This window comes from Paenibacillus sp. GQ49, from assembly GCF_059759055.1.
The window spans coordinates 16,795-35,047 of record NZ_JCAXEL010000026.1; the positions used below are offsets into that span (position 1 = coordinate 16,795).

Consider the following 18,253-nt stretch of genomic DNA (forward strand, 5'->3'; position numbering starts at 1 on the left):
TATGAAGACTAATAAGCTGGTTATCGCAGCTGCCGGTTCTGGTAAGACAACTTTTCTTGTAAATGAAGCATTAAATCATCGTGATGGAAAAATACTTATTACCACTTATACTCAAGCAAATGAAGCCGAAATCCGTAAAAAGTTTGTTACCTTGAATGGGTGCATTCCATCGCATGTTACAATTCAAACGTGGTTTTCCACCTTGCTTCAGCATGGTATTAGACCTTATCAAGGTGGTTTATATGATAAGCCAATTCGAGGAATGCTTCTAGTAAATCAACCATCGGCTTTGAGATATGCTCAGGGTACACGTAGAGTTTATTTTGGAGAAAATACTCACTTTAAACAACATTACTTTACAAGCGACTCAAAAATTTACTCGGATAAGATTTCAAAATTGGTTATTAGATGTAACGAAACAAGCGATGGCGCTGTTTTTAAGAGATTAAGCAGCATCTATTCACATATCTTTATTGATGAAATTCAAGATTTAGCGGGGTATGATTTGGAGATTGTAAAGTTACTATTGAAGAGCGATTCAAGCATACTGTTCGTAGGCGATCCTCGTCAGGTAACATATTTAACCCACATTGAAAGAAAGTATGCTCGGTATAAAGAAGGGCTTATCAAAGAGTTTATTCAAACCGAATGTCGAAGGATAGATTGTGAAATTGATGAAGACTCGTTGAATGTATCCCATAGAAATAATGATGTGATTTGTAGTTATTCTTCAAAATTATTTCCTGAATATAATCCATGCCAATCAAACCAAAATGAAGTGACGGGACATGACGGGATCTTTCTAGTAAGAAAACAAGATGTTGAACATTATCTACAAACCTACAACCCAGTTCAATTAAGAGATAGTGTTAGAGAAACGGTAAATAAAGATTACAAATGTTTTAATTTTGGCGAATCTAAGGGTCTTACATTAGAAAGAGTATTAATTTACCCAACGCAACCCTTCATAAGATGGATCAAAAATAATCAGTTTGAATTACCTCCTACGAGTCGTTCAAAACTATACGTTGCATTGACTAGAGCGAAGTATAGTGTGGGTATCGTCTACGACTATAATCAAGCGACTGATATCGCAGGACTTAATAAATATGTGATCTAATAGTGATAAAGAGAAGATTTGGGTTGGGAGTAACCAGTGAATTTCAAGACCTTATAGCGGAGACAAAGTATATAGTGGAGCTGATATCTTGGAACGTATCAGTTGCCCTTCATATATCCCTATGTGCGCCCCCCCTCCGCACATGAGGCATTTTGTTTGGATAACCCGATCACCCAAGTAGAATGTGGCTGTTAATGGGAATTTAAGTTATAATTGAAGTATCCATTGTCGAGCGGAGGGGGAAAGTATGGACGGCAAGAATCGCTACATTCTCGATAGCTCCTTGCTTGAAAAGTTCAAGCAAGCCGTAAGCGATCATGACGATTTCCTGATTAACACATACAGCAACTACAATGGCAAGAACCTATGGAGCCTGATCTGTTCTGCGAAGGATTGGCTCTCCGTCAGCGTGAACGGTTTGCCGTATATCAACTTGAGCCACTCACATGATGATGTACGCTCATTGAATGTTCTGCAGCTGATCACGACATACGATATCGTCCTTCAATCCATTGAGCAGCTCCATCGTGTTTTCGAGATGGATCACCCGCTAAAGAAGGACGATTCAGTATTTAATGCGGCAGTTTCAGACGATGCATATTTCGCGCAGATCCGGGCATGCTTCGGGGCGCATCCGGTCGACTTAAGGAGTGCTGACGGAACCTTGCCTGACAGGAAGAGTACGGAAAAGTACTTCGCATCTTGGTCTAGCGATGTCAACAGCAATATCGGGGGTAACGATGATTATTCGGTTTATCTCTACAGTAACAATCCCGATACGATTCAGCCGATTCGCTTCTCCATGAGCTTTGCCAAAATTCATGAATATACAATCAAACGATACTCCCTCTTATCGAACGTGATCAGCGTAATTGAGAAAAAGCATGGTATTTTTATCGAGCAGCAGCGACAACTCTCGATCTCCCGTAACCGCTCCGATGTTGTTGAACAGCTCCAAATTCTCTTGAAGGAGAACAGTACTCGAATTCGTGAAGGTGATGGGTATCATTATGACATCGAGACGCTGATCGAGCTGTTCACTGCTCCGCAGGACTTCCCCGAGCAGGAACGGCAAGAAGTAGCGCAATACCTGAATTCGTTGCATGTATTGGTCAATGAGCTATACGAAGCGTTCCAGAGCATGACGTTTAGTGAAGATGGTATGGCGCATGGCTATCTTCTATATTCGAGATCGTCTAAGTTCCACGGACTTCATTACGATTTGGAGAAAGTATTCGAGTATCTGAACAATCCATACTTCAGTACTGATCGGGTCGACTATCACCTCAGACGTCTTATCAGTGAAGGGGTTCTCCCGCCTTACGTTAGTCGGCAGATGGACAAGCGCGACCTGCAGCTTCTGCTCTTGGCTAGGCTTACCGAAAAAGGCTAGGCAGACAATTATTATCAAGCTTGATATATCTATAGCAATCTGGAGACAGACTTTATGCGCTGTCTCTTTTTCTGTAGATTTCTGTCGACTTGTTGGAAGGTGTTGGGAGGTTAATTGTTGAATTAAGGATTACAGATACGGCTTCGGGCTTATGGGGTTCCTGCTTTGAAAGTTGATGATCAGCGGGTTGACGAGGAGATGTTAAAGATGATGGATGTCCTGGAAGGTCTATTTGGCGACAGCGATTCGCTCGATGATTTGAAGCGAATGCGTAACTATAAGCGGATTCCTTTGAAGCGGAAGGGCGATATCGAATACGAGGTTAGATATCAATCGTCTCAGATTGAATGCGAAGGTCATCGTGTACTTAATGTCGTGACCAATAAGTATGACGGTTTCGTTGAGAGAGGGGGCGCAGTATGGATGAGTTAGAAGTCTATGAACAGAGTATTAAAGATATCGCGGAAAGTAGAAAGTTGGATTTACTAGATGCAGCTGAATTTCTTAAAGAAGCATTATTATACGAGCAAGAAAACATAATGAAGTTGGTTTCGATAAGAAAACAGTATCTCTCACCCCAAGATAGTGGGTTAGTTCATTTCATCGGCTATTATTTCCCGGAGTATAAAGAAGATGAACTAATAACATTAACTGCTATGACGGTTGAGATTTCAAAAGCAAGTTGTGTTTATCATCATATTAAATCTTTTGAGAAGTATCATCCAGGACAGCCACTCTTTCGAGAACATCCTGAGTTATATGAAAAATTACGCAAAAAGACAAGTGGAATTTCTGACCTAGAATTGATCCGATTGGATGCAGTTAAGTATAAACCGTTTCCCAACATGCCCAAATATAGAACTTGTAACTACAAAGATACATATCTGTTTTTGGATAGTTATTTAAATGCTATGGTTCCGTTTTACTTGATACAAAAATACGGTACAGAGAATCTATACATTAGGCTAGATCCGTATCATATCTCCAAAACACAGCCACCGTTGATTCTTGAAGAGGAGTTCATTCAGCCACCTAATCCGCATTGGATAGAACGGTTGTTAATTCATCCTAACCAACATGAGGGAACTGAGCTGTTCTTACCACAATATTCAGTTGAGGAGATAGATGGAGATGAGTGGAAGCGGCAGCAATGGTGGGAATATCATACCAAGGGCATTCGAAAGCTTCAGATCGTTGCCAATATGAAGAATGAAGGAGAGACTAGACACTTCAGTATGTCGTTAGAAGAACTATCCGAAGAAGCCATTGGGGACGGTATGTTAATCGGTCGAATGATTCATTTGGATGCCTTAGACTCTTACGACACTCCTTTCGATCAAGTTAAACTTAACCATTTGGATCTAGCTGTGAATATTTACATGAAGAGTAGTATTCAAGAACGCTTGAACTCAACACTAACCACAGGTAAACGAATTACAGATGCAACTTTCCGTACTCATTTAATACGAGCAGATAACGTTATGCTCTCTGACCTTTTAGAGATTGCTCAAACCTTTTTCCGGTCTAAGACAATGGTCAAGGAGTGGATTGATTCTCAATTTAAGTTTAGCGTAAAGGACAATGTATAAACAAACTGCTAGGGAGCTGCCGCGAAAATCGGCAGCTTTTTCTTTTTTGATGGATATTCCCTGTAGCGGATGAACTAAAAACGTATTCCCTTAATCACAATCATCGACTCACAAACCCAACAGTGAACCACAACAATTCCTTATCTATACAAATGATTATAAATAAGTATAATGAACTTATTATTTGTTCCGAGGGGGTTCGAATCACTGAAGGTTTCCTCCAAGTTCATAAAGCAGTTGGAATTTATTGTTCGAGCAGTATGAGAAAGAGGTTTTAGAAAAGTAACAAGAAGGTATTCTTGAGGAGAAACAACAAGGACGTACCTTTTCCACTCCAATAACTTTGTCAGATGGTGTCGAAATGATTTCGAGCCTAGGGCAAGGAAAGTCAAGGTGAGATGATGATGTTTGAACTTAAGGAAGAAGTACTGATGCTTATCGACTCCAAACGTGAAGACGATTATTGGGACTTCAAAGTGAAGTATCATAGTAATTCGGCTAATCTGTTACACGACATTATTTGTATGGCGAATAATCGTGTAGACAGAGATGCCTACATTATATTTGGAGTAGTAGATAGGACATACGAGATTGTTGGGGTTAAAGACGATGAAAATCGAAAGACTCAACAACATATGATCGATTTTTTAAAGGATAAGAAGTTCGTTTCGGGTATTAGACCTAGAATCGAAGTACGTAACTTAATGATCTCCGGTTTGGAAATTGATGTGTTGGTCATTAAGAATAGTACTGACACTCCGTATTATCTAACCGAAGATTATCAGGATCAAGGAAGAAGAGTTCGTGCTAATCACATCTACACAAGGGTAGGCGACACCAATACCGATATTAATAGGAGTGCGGATATTAATAATGTCGAGTATTTGTGGAAGAAACGATTTTTATTAACCAGATCTCCATTTGAACAAGTCCTTAAGCGACTTGAAAATAAGAGTGAATGGAAAAGTGATGAAGGCGGCTACTACAATTACTATAACCCTGAGTACACAATCACTATCGGTGATGAAGATGACGAATATGACAGACGCAGACCTGAGTTCTACTCGTATACATTGATGAATCCATCTACAATGTATCAAAAGCTCAGAATCAAATACTTTGGCACGCAATTATACAATGACTTGATAGTCATACTCGATGGTGGCAGGTACAGCACACCTGCTCCAGAGTGGGAATTCCTCAAATTTGGAGAACACAAGGTGCATGCAGATTATGCACTTAAATATTTCACGATGGATAGCGCATCGTATAAGCTGAACGAGTTTCTTTACAATGAAGAAGATCAGGAAGAAGCCCACGCTCGAAGAAGATTTTTCGAGGTTGTTCTGTTGTTTAATGATGAACTTGAGAAGGAGACTTTCTTAGAATATGTCCACCATCACGAGGATGACTTTATCGATAAACTGAAAGCTCGTGATGATTATTTCTCGGTTGATGTAGATACAGACCATTATAGGGATCATATTGTAGAGCGTTTGAAGACGGGTAAAGTGTTGAATCAGATGCTCTTGGAATTCCGATCCAGATGGTGTTAGTTATGAGCGTTCCTTATAATCGCGAGTCCGAGCTAAAGGAGCGGTTTAAGCGATTCGTCGTGAACAAAATAACTGGCAATCCAGAAGACTACTATTCAAAATTGTCAGTTGGTAAGCATTGAACGATTCTGTGGCTCTCAGCGATACTGTAGCCTCTGCAGAACCAGCAACTCCGTCCGATCAGTCCGTACCACCAATTACCGACCTTGAGGTCACTGTTGATATGGATAATCACACTGGACCCACATTGCGGAATTTGGCAAATCTGATTTACAGCCGCCAAGCACTCATTTGAAGGCTCTTGATTACAGCGGTAACATTTTCGAGGAGACGTTCATCGCCGCGATCCACGAGCTGATAGCCGACACAGATGGGAAGGTAAAGCGGAGTTCGTTCACCTCTGCCCAGGCATCACCTTTGATTTCGACATTAAGAAGCTCCCTTTCAAGTTCTTCACTGGAGAGCTGAACGCCGAAAAGATTCAAGCCTACACGCATTTTGTAGCTCTGCTGAACGAGACGGCAAAGACGTTGAATTATGCTTCGTCTAAATTGAAGCATACCGATAATGATAAGTTCATCTTCCGATTGTTCCTGATTCGACTCGGAATGAAGGACGATATTTATTAGACATCTCGGAAGATTCTACTCGAGAAGCTTGAAGGTGATTCGGCATTCCGTTTTGGTAGCAAGCCGAAAAAGGCGGCTTCAGAGGAGCCTACCGAAAGTGTATCGTATGAGAACGTACCAACCTCATTTAAGCGAAAGAACCTCTACCGAACTATCGGAGAGGTTCTTTCTTTTGCTATTATGGGGTATTAAAGCCGATGTTGACGTCGAAGACAAATGCGATGAGATCGCCATTCAGCCGTTCGCAATTACGTTGCATTACATCGACCACCTGATTAGGGTAGAGATCGCTGTAGAAGTCGAAGACTTCATCCTGAGCCAGTTCATTTAGTTGATCTTCAGTTTGCTTCGAGTTGATCTTCTTGACGATGACCACGTTCCGCTTGTTCTTAGCGTAAACGCCCCATCCTTTAGAGAGCAAATCCATTGCGTAGTTGACCGCGACCACGTCGAGCGTGTTCTCGGGGAAGGAAGGAACGACCTTCCCCGCAACCTTGCCTTGATAGACCATCTGCGTCTTGCGAATGGAGACTTGCGTGTCCCACTGTTCGTATCCTCGTCCGACCCGATACTCAGTTTGCTTCGGGTGCGGGTTGGATGCTTGTGAGACAGGTATCAAAACACCTTTCAAGTTCTAAGCAACCAGTTGCCGGAAATGAACCGGTGACTGGTTATTTAGTTTTGTTTGAATGCGAATTGAGTTATAGTAAGTCAAGTAGTCTTCGAACGACTTGTACGGCGATGGCCGTCGTTGTACTGGTAACGATTGGAGATAGAACGTTTCAGACTTTAGCGTGGAATGAAACGATTTAATGGGGGCATTATCAGCGGGCGTACCCTTGAGGGGCATGCTCATGGTAATGCCTTTTCGCTTTACAACTTCTTGATATGCTTGTGAAGTATAGACACTGCCTTGGTCGCTATGAAGCACTGTGTCTGGTAAATTCGGTAACTGGCTTAGGGCCATTAAACAAGTCCAAAATACTAGGTATAACATTTTCCCCCAAAAGGCAAATACGTGATGTCGGTTACAAGTTATTGCATGGGAGCATAGGCTTTGAATTGACGCTTTAACACGTGTTCTGTTGCCCCCTAGGTCTGCGTTTCTTCATTCTGACACGGCACTGTAACTCTTCCTGCTGCATAATCCGCTGCACATGTTTGTGCTTCATCTGATACTCTCTCCGAAGCAATGCCATGATCTTTCGTTACCCATAGCGAATTTTATGTTGGTAGTGTGCTAAAATATTGTTAGCAAGCAACAGACAATCAGACCAATCGGGACGGAGATATTATAGATGACTGATTCAAAAAATACCAGCAGGTAAAGATCCTGTTGTAAACGCATAGTTTCAAAAGCATGGAACGAGCGAAGCAGTGGCTAAAAGATAACAGCGCGAAGAATCCAAAGGATGATGAAGGTCAGCCCCACTTTGAATCAATTAAGATTATCCTCTGTTGGCATTATGAAGGTCATGGAAAAAACCGTTGATCAATGGTTTTTTGTGGCCCCGAAAGGCTAACTTAATATATGTGAGTCGCATAGGAGAGCCTAGCACAACAATTTGTTTTTACGTTAGAGACAAGATGTATTAATTTTAATCGGTTGTGTAAATACCCAGGATGCTCTCCGGATATCGGCTTCCGGCTGATCCATTAGGAACGATCTAAGCGATGGTTTGTAAATCCGCTTTGGTCATCTCCACATCTGCAGCGCCAGCATTTTCGGTAACACGCTCAGGACTGCGTGAGCCTGGAATAGGTACAATTGGCTCATCCTGCGTCAAGATCAAAGCCAAGGCAAGCTGGACTACGGTGATATTTTTGCTTGCAGGAAAAGTTTTTATTTTCTTTTACTATACACTTCTTGTATATGAAATCCTCGCCCTTCATTATATTGGAAAATAAAAAACCTCCAGTATCTATTATAAATAATGAATTACATTGAGTTTATAAAAAATGAGGAAATAAGGTGAAATGATTTCATTAATGTATAACAGCTCATATTTCTTTCAATTAACAATTTGCGTTATTATTACTGATATGTCAAGGTAAACAAAGTTTCATAGGGTTAGGTCAAAATACGGTATATAAAGGAATAGGGTGGATATAATCAGCTATAAACATTTTTTTCTTCTCTCGGTAAACAGACCTTTGAATTTGAAGGGTCGTTATCTTTTGTTTTAATGTAACATTCAATTATAATGGCAGAGTGTCATTTTCACATGAACTATGTTATCCTTTGGGTAAATTGAGTCACCCTTCATATTGGAGTCAGGAAGAGGTTTCAATTGAATATTCGCTACTTTAGATAAAGAAAATCAAGAACTGCACACCATATTGAATCATCTATTTTTGGGGAGGGATTAAAATAAGTAAAACGAATGAAGAGTTTATTAAACAACAGCGAGTTGGCGACCTCCCTAAAGTGAAACTCATGGCTCCTTCGTTAGACGGTGGTCCTGATCGGGAAGTGACTGTTGTTTACCAGCGAAAGGCAAACTATGGAAGGCCGTCATTTCTCAAAGATAAATAAACGCTTTCTAAGGAATAAAGCCAGCAATTAAATGCTGGCTTTATTCCTTAAAGTGATAACGAATGTATCACGTCATGTAGATGTTTGCCTCAACCAATCTTATTATGAAATGGGAAGCTTTCTAAGTTGAAGCAGGTGTAAAACACCTAATTTCAGGACTCATTTAGCTTGATAATATCAAGTTAGGTGAAAGGTAACAACCATTACATAATTGAATTTAGTCTACAAGTTATACGATTAAAAAGCTTGGATTGGATGATTTCATTAGTGGGGGATAGGCAGAACTCCATAGCAAAAGTATCTTCAGACAGTTAGCATATTAGACCATATGAAATGAGGAAAATCATGAGGGGAACAGGTATAAATATATACATTTATCCATATATTGAACCCCCTTCGGATATTCACTACTCTTTACTTTGAATAAAATTTATAAAAATAGTCAATACCACTCACTAATCTGCTGATGCAAAGGAGAATAAATTAGTGAGCATAAAAAAAATCCTTTATTTTGTTCAATCATCGAACTATGAGCAAATGCACAGTTCAGGTGCGAAAGTCCAATTGCTGAGACAAGTTATAGGTGAATATCAATCGTCCCTTGGACTTCAGAGACTTGAGTGGACAGAACAAAATGTTGTTGGCAAATTTATTGCAACTAAAGAGTACGATCTGCAAAATCAGCAAATGTTCGACTTATTTGATAATCATGGTGTTCTATCTAAGGTGGTCCGAATTAAATTAAACAAATTAAATGAGTCAGAAAAGTTATTACTTCAAGAATTCTGTATAGCTAGCAACCAATATTTAAGATTTTCTCCGATCAGAGCTAATAACGGCCAGAGAGAAGAGGAACTCTTTGCATATAAAAAGAACATCACAAACAACAACATATACTGGTGTTTAGCCCAATGGAAGCATTATAAAAGGATCCACTCTAGCTTTGTTGAACACTGGGAATCTATACGCAATCTGGCTTGTAAAGAAATGTTGCGTACGAATCAGCATAAAGTAACCTTACCTGCTGGGAAGCTAAGTGTAGTAATTTCAGATCCAAACATTGATGCAGATGCTGCATATAAAATGGGAGGGAGGAAGCTGCTACAACGAAGTGGAAAGATTAACATGGAGCAAGTAAGATTATATGCAGCTAGAGGATACTTTTCATTGTCACATGTATATAAGCATCTACAGGTGGAGAACATCCAAACGAAATATTTGCTTTTAACATTAAAAAGCGAGCGCAATATGATGGAGGGACATATACAGCAGAATAACAGATACTCTTGGATTAACATACAAAGTGAAGCAGAGTGGAAGCAATAAATTTGAAACACAAAAAACCGATGTCAGAGGACATTGGTTTTTTGTGTTAACTATCGAAAAATTCAGATAAGAGCAGGTTAACCTTTTTTAAATCGGAAGATTTCATAGGCCAAAGTTTCTCATTGATCTCGTTTAGCAATTTCTCTTTATCATTAGTTCCGCTTTTAACAAACTTACTGTAAACAAAGAGTTCATGGACATTAACTTTGAGAGCATCCGCAATTTTTTGAAGATTTAACAAGGTAATATTTTTCTCGGCACGTTCAACGCCTCCAATGTAGGAGAAGTGAAAACCAGCCATTTCGCCTAATTCTTCCTGTGAATATCCTTGTTTTTTCCGTAATTCGCGAACACGTTGTCCTACTAATCTTAAAACAGGTTCGTTCATTGCCACACCTCTAATTCAGTCTAAACAATGCGAAACCTCCGATACATTAATGTATATAGATTATTTAATTAAAATGATAAGTTTATATATCAATTTATTGGACATAAATGATAAAGGAGGTGGAGAGGATGAATGAAAGACTCAAAGTAGGTATTGAAATTGCTACTGTAACGGCAGAAGGAATTTTGTTTGACGGAAGAATGTATACCAATCGAGAAGTGGTCAAGAAGAAATGGTTTGATTTGGCTAGAGAACAAGGAGAGTGGAAGATTCCTATCGTTCATATCAAGGACTATCACGAAGCAATTCTGATCATTTCGTTAAAATATCAAGAAGTCAGTGTCGCTACAAGGGTGAGCTTTGAAAAGAAAAACGTAAAGGAGGTGGAGGCTTACTACGATCAATTAAACCAACTAAAGCAGCTTAAGAAGAGCATTACAAAACAGATTAACTAAACAAAAAAAGCCTTGTTCAAAGAGAACAAGACCTAGTTAATAGGTTAACTCAATCAATAAGACTCGACAATATAAGGTACTTCTCTAGTGATTCAATATTACGTTGAGCCAATTGTTGTTTCATATTGCGTACGTTATTTGTTCCAGCGTATTGAACTCCAAATGAATGGGTAAGCTGCCTCACTGTAACCTCTGAGGCACCAAATTTCACAGCGTACTTTTTAACCATAGCTTGGATTGTACGCTTTGAGATTCGTTTTCCATGTGTTTCACCATTAGGTTTGGCCAAGAAAAATGCCTGCTCACTCTCTTGAGGAGCATAGTTATTTGTCCTGATTTTTAAGTATTCATGTAAATAATGTTTAGCGTTCTCTCCGAACATAATTCTATGACTCATTTGTACTTTAGCATGTTGTCTAGTTACGATAAGGTAGCCATCTTTAAGATCAATATCTCCCATATCTAAATTGACAATATCGCTTACTATTATTCCGGATTCCAAAAGTAATGTAATAATACTAACATCCCTATCTCGGTTTAGATTGTGAAACCACTGAGCCTGAACATTGTTTTGCTCGGTTACGCCTTCCTGTATAAATTTAACAAAAGAAGGGATTTCGTTGACATGAAGGATCTTATTCTGTATCTGACGTGCGATCTCTACGTGATTTTTTGGTCTCTCCATGGTAAATGTAGCAAAAACATTACGTCTCAATACAGGGAATCCACTGTTGTCGAATTCCTGATGTAGAAAACCAAACAAAGAGCGTAACGAATTAAATTTTCGTAACATGGAGCTATATTGCAAATTTCTCGATGAAGTTAAGTGTTGTACAAAATGCTGTACATGTTCTTGGTTTATATCATTAAACTTTTCCAAGGTCAGATCACATGTGGACTCAACATGCGGCCAAAGTTTGGGTGTAATCCAATTGAAGAAAATGCGAAAATCCCTAACGTATTCTAAACCGGAAGAAGGTGACAGCATCTCGTTTAATTTGTGTTCAATGAAAACTTTAACGGGCAACGGCATCTCTTTTAGCAAGACTAATAATACTTCTAAATCTCTACGCTCTTGTACTTTCATATAGGAAACACAGCCTTTCATCTTTTCAGGCTTTATTCCCTATATATTTTTATTTTATACAATCAATAGAATATTTCTTTCCTAGAATTCGAGATTTCCTGATAATTATTCCTCAACAAAGATTCAAGAGGTACATCTAAAATTTGTAATAGAAGATACAAATTATAAGCACTAATAACATGTCTGCCCCGCTCAATATTGGCTAGGGATGAACGAGCAAGATGATAGCTTTTACAAATCTCTTCTTGTGTTTGTTTCTTCAACTTTCTAAGGTCCCGTAGATATTCTCCAAGCCACTTGTAAAACTCTTCTTCTGACATATAGTATTCTCTCCCTCTATCATTCTATTACTTCTTAGTATGTTCATAGAAATGCAAATTTTATACATGATGTGTATAAAAACTTGAATTTTTGTTTATACAGGAAAACAAATCTAAAGGGGTAACTTATGACGAATAGAAACGAATTCATGAAGTATCAGCCCATCAAGGTACTTCGAAGTAAAAAATATGGAAATAACTATTGGACTCCGCGTGGAAATAAAGTCGATGAGCGGATCGTTGAACTATATAGTGATCTGGAATACGATCATTGGCTTCTGGTTGATACGGACCCTGAAGTCATCACATATTGTGAGCAACCAATGGAAATTTCCTACGTTCTAAATGGCCGACTTCGTACTTCTATCTTTGATATGTGGATTTTAAAAGAGGATGGAACGGAAATTTTTGTAGAAGTCAAATACAAGAAGGAACTGACATCTAAACATCCAAAACATGCGAGAACTCAACGGCAAATCGAAGCACAACGAGAATGGTGCCGAATGAATAATAAGCTTTACGTTGTTCGTACTGAAGAGGATATAAGAAAGGGGCGTCACTCAATAGAAAACAGAACATCCTTATGTATGGCAGTAGTAAATAGTAAGAAGCCTGTTTCCTTAAAAGAGGTGCTCGGAGTTATTCCAGGTGAAGGGATAAAGATTAAAGAAGTTGTGCGAGAACTATCTATTCTTTCTGTTGAGGCTGTACTTTTGTGCCTAAAATGGCTCCTTTATGAGGGGGATATTAAAGCGAACATGGAAGATCAACTTATCGGATTTGAAATGGAGGTTTGGAGACAATGAGCAGATCGCGAATTTATGAGCAGGACGGATTAGAACCCGACCAAGCTAATCCTGGACTATGGCCCTCTGTAGACGAGAATGTACTCCATAAGACTGCCCATACTTTGTTTATACAACGTAAAAATGCGGTCTTAATGTATTTTCAGAGGGAGAGTTTAGATAGTATTCAACATACGACCGGAGTCTCGCCACGAAACTTAAGAAGATTAGTTCAAAGATGTATTCAATATGATCTGGATGGCGTTGTTTTAGGATTCCGTGGATTGATTCCTCAGAAAAACGTAAAAAAATATGAGTTGGATTTATTAGGTCAAAAAAGAAACAAAGATCAAAAAACCGGGGAATTCAACCGTTTTTTGGAAATGCATCCGGACATTAAAGATTTGGTAGAAGATTTATATTTAGGCAGAAAAAATCGTTCCCTAGAGCCAGTTATGAAGGTTAAGCATATCCACAAGCGCTTTGTGGATCAGTGCCGTGAAAAGGGTATAACTCTCTCTGAATACCCTTTAAATACAAAATGGATGGGGTATAAGGCTCTACAACGTTACATTAAACAAATAGCTGAGCAAAATTTCAAAAAGGCTGCAGCCCGTTACGGTAAAGATGCATTTCATAAAGCAAACCGAGTGGGAGAGGAAGATCAAAACCAACTATCAAACTTATTCCCGTATCAGAAAGTCCAGTTTGATGCCCATCGTATTGACGGTTTTTTTACAGTAGATATTGATACACCCGATGGAGATCCTATGACCTTGACGCTTGAACGTTTTTGGATTCTTACCATCATTGATGTGAGTAATCGCAGCATTTTAGGATATTCTGTTTCACTAAATAGAGAGTATGGTGGAAGTGACGTAATGCACTGTGCTCGTAATGCAATTATGCCACATAAACGACTAGAATTGACAATCCCAGGCCTGAGTTATCATCCCCCAGGTGGGTTTCCATCAGAAAAGTTCCATGAGCTAGAGTGGGCAGTGTGGGATGTAATCTGTTTAGATAACGCCAAATCTCACTACGCTAAAATGGTGCAGGATCGACTCACAAACTTAATTGGTTGTACTCCGAACTTTGGTCCCGTTGCACTTCCAATGAGAAGAGGAGTTATTGAGAGATACTTTAAAACTCTAGCTGAGAATTTGTTTCATCGGTTACCGAATACAACCGGCAACGGTCCGGATGACCCAAGAAGAAACAATCCTGAAAAAACGCTCTTCGTCTAAACATCACATACGAACATTTATTGCAGCTCATTGATGTAATGATTTCAAATTACAATGGAACACCTCATGGTGGGATTTATCATCAAACACCACTCGAACTTCTTGAAAAAAGAATACAACTAAGAGGCTTACTACCAAGACGCCTGGAAGAAGAGAAACGATCGGAGATGTTGTTTATGCAAACCCGAATAAATCGAACCGTAAGAGGTTCCCTATTGAGTGGAAGAAAGCCCTACATTCAATATGAAGGCGTAGAATATCGAAGTGAAAAGCTCACTAACTCTGCCCATCTAATAAAGCACGAGCTAGTTCTACATGTAAATGTTGATGATCTGCGTACATTAAAAGCTTTTCTTCCTGACGGCAGCGAATTCGGTTATTTAACTGCTTGTGGCAGATGGTCACTTACTCCACATTCCTTGCAAACGAGACGTGCGATCAATTCATTAGTTCAGCGAAAGCTAATCCATTATACAACTTGGGACGATCCTATTTTCGTGTACACTGATTATCTCTTGAGTAAAGAAAATACCAAGAAATCAATAAATAAAATTACTCAAGTGAAAGAGGTAAGTAAACAAAAGCTAACGGATGAAGCGGAGGAACAAACAAAAGCATTAGAAGAAGCAAGAGCACAACATGAATTGTTAGACAAAGTTCGAGAAGAACAAATCAACAGGGAAAAGATCAATGAGATGGATAATTATGAGCGCTTACTAAAACAATTCAAGACAAAGATGTATTGAGATAAGGAGAATTTAAAATATGGAAAATTATTTGATACCTGTTGGTACACACCCTATTGAAGTAGGGCATTATCTACTTCCGACCAAAGAAGTACTCCGCCTAATGGATAATCTCAAAAAGATTGTACTGAACCGATTACCAGGAATGATTGTCTATGGTCGTCCGCGTCTTGGAAAGACCACTGCATTAAAATTTGCATTAGAAAATCTGCCACATTTTATAAATGCGCCAATACCAATCTTCATAGCCAATAGCAACTCATATAGATTTCCGAGTGAAGAGAAGTTTTACGCAGATCTGTTACATGATTTTCAATTTCCGTTTATAGCTAGAAGAAAACCTGGTGAGTTGCGGAATCAAATTGTTAATTTGTTGAAAGAAAAAGCTGAATTGTCTCGTTTAAGAAGGGTTATTTTGATTATGGATGAGGCACATCATCTAACAGAATCACATTATCATTGGTTAATGGACATCTATAATCAACTAGATCGTGAGAAAATCAGTATGTCTGTAATTTGCGTAGGTCAAGAAGAATTGCTCACTAGGAGAACGTTCTTTTTAGGACAACGTAAGTCCCAGATCATAGGACGCTTTATGACACATGAGCATCGTTTTTTTGGTATTACTTCACTAGATGATTTTAAAGCAGTTCTTCGTTGCTACGATTCACCTGAAATCTCAGCTTATCCTGAAAACAGTGATTGGAGCTTCACTAGATATTTTTTTCGGGAAGGATATGAGAAAGGTCATCGGTTGGAAAAGGATGCAGCTTTGATATTTCAACAATTTCAAAATCTTCGAAGGGAGCATGGAGTGAACTCAAAACTTGAGATTCCTATGGAGTATTTTACGTATACTGTTGAAAACGCTCTGAAAATATACGGAACCCATGGAGAGAAACTTGAATGGATCTCAGCCCAAAATTGGTTAGATTCCATTAAACTTACAGGCTATATTGAATCTGAAATTTATATGGCATTAGCAGGTAATGGTGATTAGAACATGAATGTCGTGTGGAGGAAAGAATGGATAAATGAATATGAATCGCCTTGGTCCGTATTTGAAAAACTTGCTTTGGTGAACCTTGCAGATCGAAATGAAATTCTTCAAATCTTTGGCAGTGTTCATGTGAAGAATATTAAACATTACATTGGAGATAAGCAAAGAGAGCTGTTACAGCTAAATGGATTTCACCTCGAAAGGCTTCATCAAGCGCTGGATTTTAACTTACAAGAACACAATTTTAAGATTATTCAGTCGTTAATAGCACCTTTTTGTGATCTATATAGTTCGTGGGAGCATTGGTTTCATCGTGAATTGCATTGGTGTTCGAAATGTATGGAGGGGGGCTATCATTCTTGGCTGCATCAGTTTAAACTTCTTGATGAATGCGCATTTCATGATCTTAAATTGAATAATGCTTGTCCTACCTGTAAATCAACTATACCTTTCTTGTTGTCGAATAGACAGTTAGAACATGCATTTCAGTGCAAGTGTGGATATGCCTTTGCTACTTTTCATATGTCCAGTTGGAACAAATGGAGAGCACCTGATCAAATGAATCCTGCTGTCCTTCGTTGGGTTCAAGCAAACCAGGCAAACATGAAGATATCAAATATGCATTCCAAATGGATTATTCATGCACAACATTGCAATTTAAAGCGTTTAGTTACAGTTGAACCTGAAGAAATAAAAGTATTTGATACGGAAGAATCCACGGACAGACAGGATTACTTCTCTAACCGTTTCCAAAAAGATTTACTGCGAGTTACTTCTAATGCTGTTCAACAAGTTATAAACCGATTATTTCAGAGTTCACTTAAGTCTCATCAACTTTGCATAACTCAATTGATGGAGCTTAGAAAATTGAATGAAACAATTGAATTCCCTGAAATTTGTCCCTATGCATATGCTTATGTTTTTTGGAGAAAATCTCTTTTAAAGGAGGAGCATTTCTACGGCTTTAATTCTTTAAGAACGAGATTGATTTCTGATGTATCGCCACTTCTAATCAGGGAGCTTCTGGAGTATTTTACTGATCAGGTCGTCAATTATCAAATGAAAATTCGTAGAAGTATTGATATAGGGGGGATTTCTTGGATTCTTGAAAAACTAGTCTTACAGTTCTGTGAAAATTTCTTTTGTGCTTGGATGGAGATCGCAGGGAAGAGAAGCAAAGAAATTAGTGTTCCTAATTGGAAGGAAATTGAGAATATGAGGGATCGTTCGTTTCCAGATGTTGCTTTCAAATATAACATTGATGAGAGCAGCTCACCGAGCAGCATTGAATATTATCATTTGCAAAAAAGAGAACCGTTGTTGACTAACAAATGCAATTGCCCGAATCAACATGAAACCGCTAAACAAGATATTCAATCAATGATATCGTATGCACCACAAAAAGTTGCCATGCTGAACATGAGTAATCCAAGTGATGAATATAAGATCCTCCAAAAAGCAGTCGAGAAATATGTGAAAAAATTAAGTTTTTGAAGCCGTTAATCTGAAAAGATTAACGGTTTTTTTGTGTTTAACTCGGTTTAAAATGGGGTTTGTAAACGGCAATAGGTACAAGTTCTTGTCCTTTAACGGTATATGTTCTTGTCCCAAACGGCCAAATCAAATAAAAAAGATGCTTAACGTAAGGTGATAATGAACATTAAGATACTGATAAAAAATGTCAAGGGACTGTTATAAAATCAAATTTTTGAATCAGTTATAGAGACTGATTGCTTTATTTATTAAACCATAAACCCGTAAATTGAAGGAGGAGACAGCAATAGGTACAAGTTCTTGTCCTTTAACGGTACATGTTCTTGTCCTCCGACAACGATGTAGAATGACATAAAGTTACCAACCATGAAATCCCTTATAGAATAAGGTTTTTTTATTTTTTGGTAGGGAACTTTGTGTCAATTTTTAGTGACATAAAGTTCCCTACTAGGCTGGAATTTGACATAAAGTTCCCTACTACCCTGGAGAGAATCATTTTTTTTACTTTGTGTCATTTTGGTAGGGAACTTTGTGTCAATCAATGTACTGTCGCAGGACAAGAACATTGTACCATTCCCGATT

The 18,253-nt window shown here is 38.6% G+C and carries 19 protein-coding genes; 12 read left to right on the top strand and 7 right to left on the bottom strand.

Annotated elements, in window-relative coordinates; all coding sequences use genetic code 11:
* Position 1 precedes the first annotated feature (1 nt).
* The 5 genes from AC6CIF_RS28620 to AC6CIF_RS28640 all read left to right on the top strand — a co-directional run bounded on the left by AC6CIF_RS28620 (position 2) and on the right by AC6CIF_RS28640 (position 5,658).
* Positions 2 to 1,120: a UvrD-helicase domain-containing protein gene (locus tag AC6CIF_RS28620; RefSeq protein ID WP_498202447.1), complete on the top strand. Its 1,119-nt coding sequence runs from the start codon at positions 2 to 4 to the stop codon at positions 1,118 to 1,120.
* A gap of 247 nt (positions 1,121 to 1,367) precedes the next feature.
* Positions 1,368 to 2,513 carry a hypothetical protein gene (locus AC6CIF_RS28625; RefSeq protein ID WP_498202448.1) on the top strand — a complete coding sequence of 382 codons (1,146 nt, stop codon included), beginning with the start codon at positions 1,368 to 1,370 and terminating at the stop codon, positions 2,511 to 2,513.
* A 207-nt stretch (positions 2,514 to 2,720) separates the two neighbouring features.
* The gene (locus AC6CIF_RS28630) at positions 2,721 to 2,945 is read left to right on the top strand and encodes a hypothetical protein (RefSeq protein WP_498202449.1); all 225 of its coding nucleotides are present in this window, start codon (positions 2,721 to 2,723) and stop codon (positions 2,943 to 2,945) included.
* Positions 2,933 to 4,102, top strand: coding sequence for a hypothetical protein (locus tag AC6CIF_RS28635; RefSeq protein WP_498202450.1), 1,170 nt, complete (start codon positions 2,933 to 2,935; stop codon positions 4,100 to 4,102). Before AC6CIF_RS28630 ends, AC6CIF_RS28635 begins: the two co-directional genes overlap by 13 nt.
* A gap of 398 nt (positions 4,103 to 4,500) precedes the next feature.
* Positions 4,501 to 5,658 (top strand): ATP-binding protein, encoded by a 1,158-nt coding sequence (locus AC6CIF_RS28640; protein ID WP_498202451.1) that lies wholly within the window; start codon positions 4,501 to 4,503, stop codon positions 5,656 to 5,658.
* A 305-nt stretch (positions 5,659 to 5,963) separates the two neighbouring features.
* Here the strand turns inward: AC6CIF_RS28640 and AC6CIF_RS28645 are convergent, their stop codons facing one another.
* From AC6CIF_RS28645 to AC6CIF_RS28660, 4 genes are all read right to left on the bottom strand, one after another.
* Complete coding sequence (locus tag AC6CIF_RS28645) at positions 5,964 to 6,155, bottom strand: hypothetical protein (RefSeq protein ID WP_498202452.1); 192 nt, start codon at positions 6,153 to 6,155, stop codon at positions 5,964 to 5,966.
* Positions 6,156 to 6,465: 310 nt separating this feature from the next.
* Positions 6,466 to 6,918 (bottom strand): hypothetical protein, encoded by a 453-nt coding sequence (locus AC6CIF_RS28650; protein WP_498202453.1) that lies wholly within the window; start codon positions 6,916 to 6,918, stop codon positions 6,466 to 6,468.
* A gap of 3 nt (positions 6,919 to 6,921) precedes the next feature.
* On the bottom strand, positions 6,922 to 7,284 hold the full coding sequence (locus AC6CIF_RS28655) for a transposase (protein ID WP_498202454.1): 363 nt from the start codon (positions 7,282 to 7,284) through the stop codon (positions 6,922 to 6,924).
* 670 nt (positions 7,285 to 7,954) lie between these two features.
* The gene (locus AC6CIF_RS28660; protein ID WP_498202478.1) at positions 7,955 to 8,134 is read right to left on the bottom strand and encodes an aldo/keto reductase; all 180 of its coding nucleotides are present in this window, start codon (positions 8,132 to 8,134) and stop codon (positions 7,955 to 7,957) included.
* A gap of 1,175 nt (positions 8,135 to 9,309) precedes the next feature.
* Here AC6CIF_RS28660 and AC6CIF_RS28665 point away from each other — a divergent pair.
* Positions 9,310 to 10,149: a hypothetical protein gene (locus AC6CIF_RS28665; RefSeq protein ID WP_498202455.1), complete on the top strand. Its 840-nt coding sequence runs from the start codon at positions 9,310 to 9,312 to the stop codon at positions 10,147 to 10,149.
* Positions 10,150 to 10,195: 46 nt separating this feature from the next.
* Here the strand turns inward: AC6CIF_RS28665 and AC6CIF_RS28670 are convergent, their stop codons facing one another.
* Positions 10,196 to 10,537: a helix-turn-helix domain-containing protein gene (locus AC6CIF_RS28670; RefSeq protein WP_402872742.1), complete on the bottom strand. Its 342-nt coding sequence runs from the start codon at positions 10,535 to 10,537 to the stop codon at positions 10,196 to 10,198.
* Between the two features lie 128 nt (positions 10,538 to 10,665).
* Here AC6CIF_RS28670 and AC6CIF_RS28675 point away from each other — a divergent pair, with 128 nt between their 5' ends.
* Positions 10,666 to 10,992 carry a hypothetical protein gene (locus AC6CIF_RS28675; RefSeq protein ID WP_498202456.1) on the top strand — a complete coding sequence of 109 codons (327 nt, stop codon included), beginning with the start codon at positions 10,666 to 10,668 and terminating at the stop codon, positions 10,990 to 10,992.
* Positions 10,993 to 11,041: 49 nt separating this feature from the next.
* Here the strand turns inward: AC6CIF_RS28675 and AC6CIF_RS28680 are convergent, their stop codons facing one another.
* Both AC6CIF_RS28680 and AC6CIF_RS28685 read right to left on the bottom strand, forming a co-directional pair.
* Positions 11,042 to 12,079 (bottom strand): tyrosine-type recombinase/integrase, encoded by a 1,038-nt coding sequence (locus AC6CIF_RS28680; protein ID WP_498202457.1) that lies wholly within the window; start codon positions 12,077 to 12,079, stop codon positions 11,042 to 11,044.
* A gap of 62 nt (positions 12,080 to 12,141) precedes the next feature.
* Complete coding sequence (locus tag AC6CIF_RS28685; RefSeq protein WP_123066444.1) at positions 12,142 to 12,399, bottom strand: helix-turn-helix domain-containing protein; 258 nt, start codon at positions 12,397 to 12,399, stop codon at positions 12,142 to 12,144.
* Between the two features lie 128 nt (positions 12,400 to 12,527).
* Between AC6CIF_RS28685 and AC6CIF_RS28690 the strand changes: the two genes are divergently transcribed.
* The 5 genes from AC6CIF_RS28690 (at position 12,528) to AC6CIF_RS28710 (ending at position 17,671) form a co-directional block, all read left to right on the top strand.
* Positions 12,528 to 13,205 carry a TnsA endonuclease N-terminal domain-containing protein gene (locus tag AC6CIF_RS28690; protein ID WP_498202458.1) on the top strand — a complete coding sequence of 226 codons (678 nt, stop codon included), beginning with the start codon at positions 12,528 to 12,530 and terminating at the stop codon, positions 13,203 to 13,205.
* Complete coding sequence (locus AC6CIF_RS28695; protein WP_498202459.1) at positions 13,202 to 14,431, top strand: TnsB C-terminal domain-containing protein; 1,230 nt, start codon at positions 13,202 to 13,204, stop codon at positions 14,429 to 14,431. Before AC6CIF_RS28690 ends, AC6CIF_RS28695 begins: the two co-directional genes overlap by 4 nt.
* Before the next feature lie 215 nt (positions 14,432 to 14,646).
* Positions 14,647 to 15,177 (top strand): hypothetical protein, encoded by a 531-nt coding sequence (locus AC6CIF_RS28700; protein WP_498202460.1) that lies wholly within the window; start codon positions 14,647 to 14,649, stop codon positions 15,175 to 15,177.
* Positions 15,178 to 15,196: 19 nt separating this feature from the next.
* Positions 15,197 to 16,177: an AAA family ATPase gene (locus AC6CIF_RS28705; RefSeq protein ID WP_498202461.1), complete on the top strand. Its 981-nt coding sequence runs from the start codon at positions 15,197 to 15,199 to the stop codon at positions 16,175 to 16,177.
* Positions 16,178 to 16,180: 3 nt separating this feature from the next.
* Entirely contained in the window at positions 16,181 to 17,671 is a 1,491-nt protein-coding gene (locus AC6CIF_RS28710) for a hypothetical protein (RefSeq protein ID WP_498202462.1), read from the top strand.
* The last annotated feature ends 582 nt before the right edge of the window (positions 17,672 to 18,253 follow it).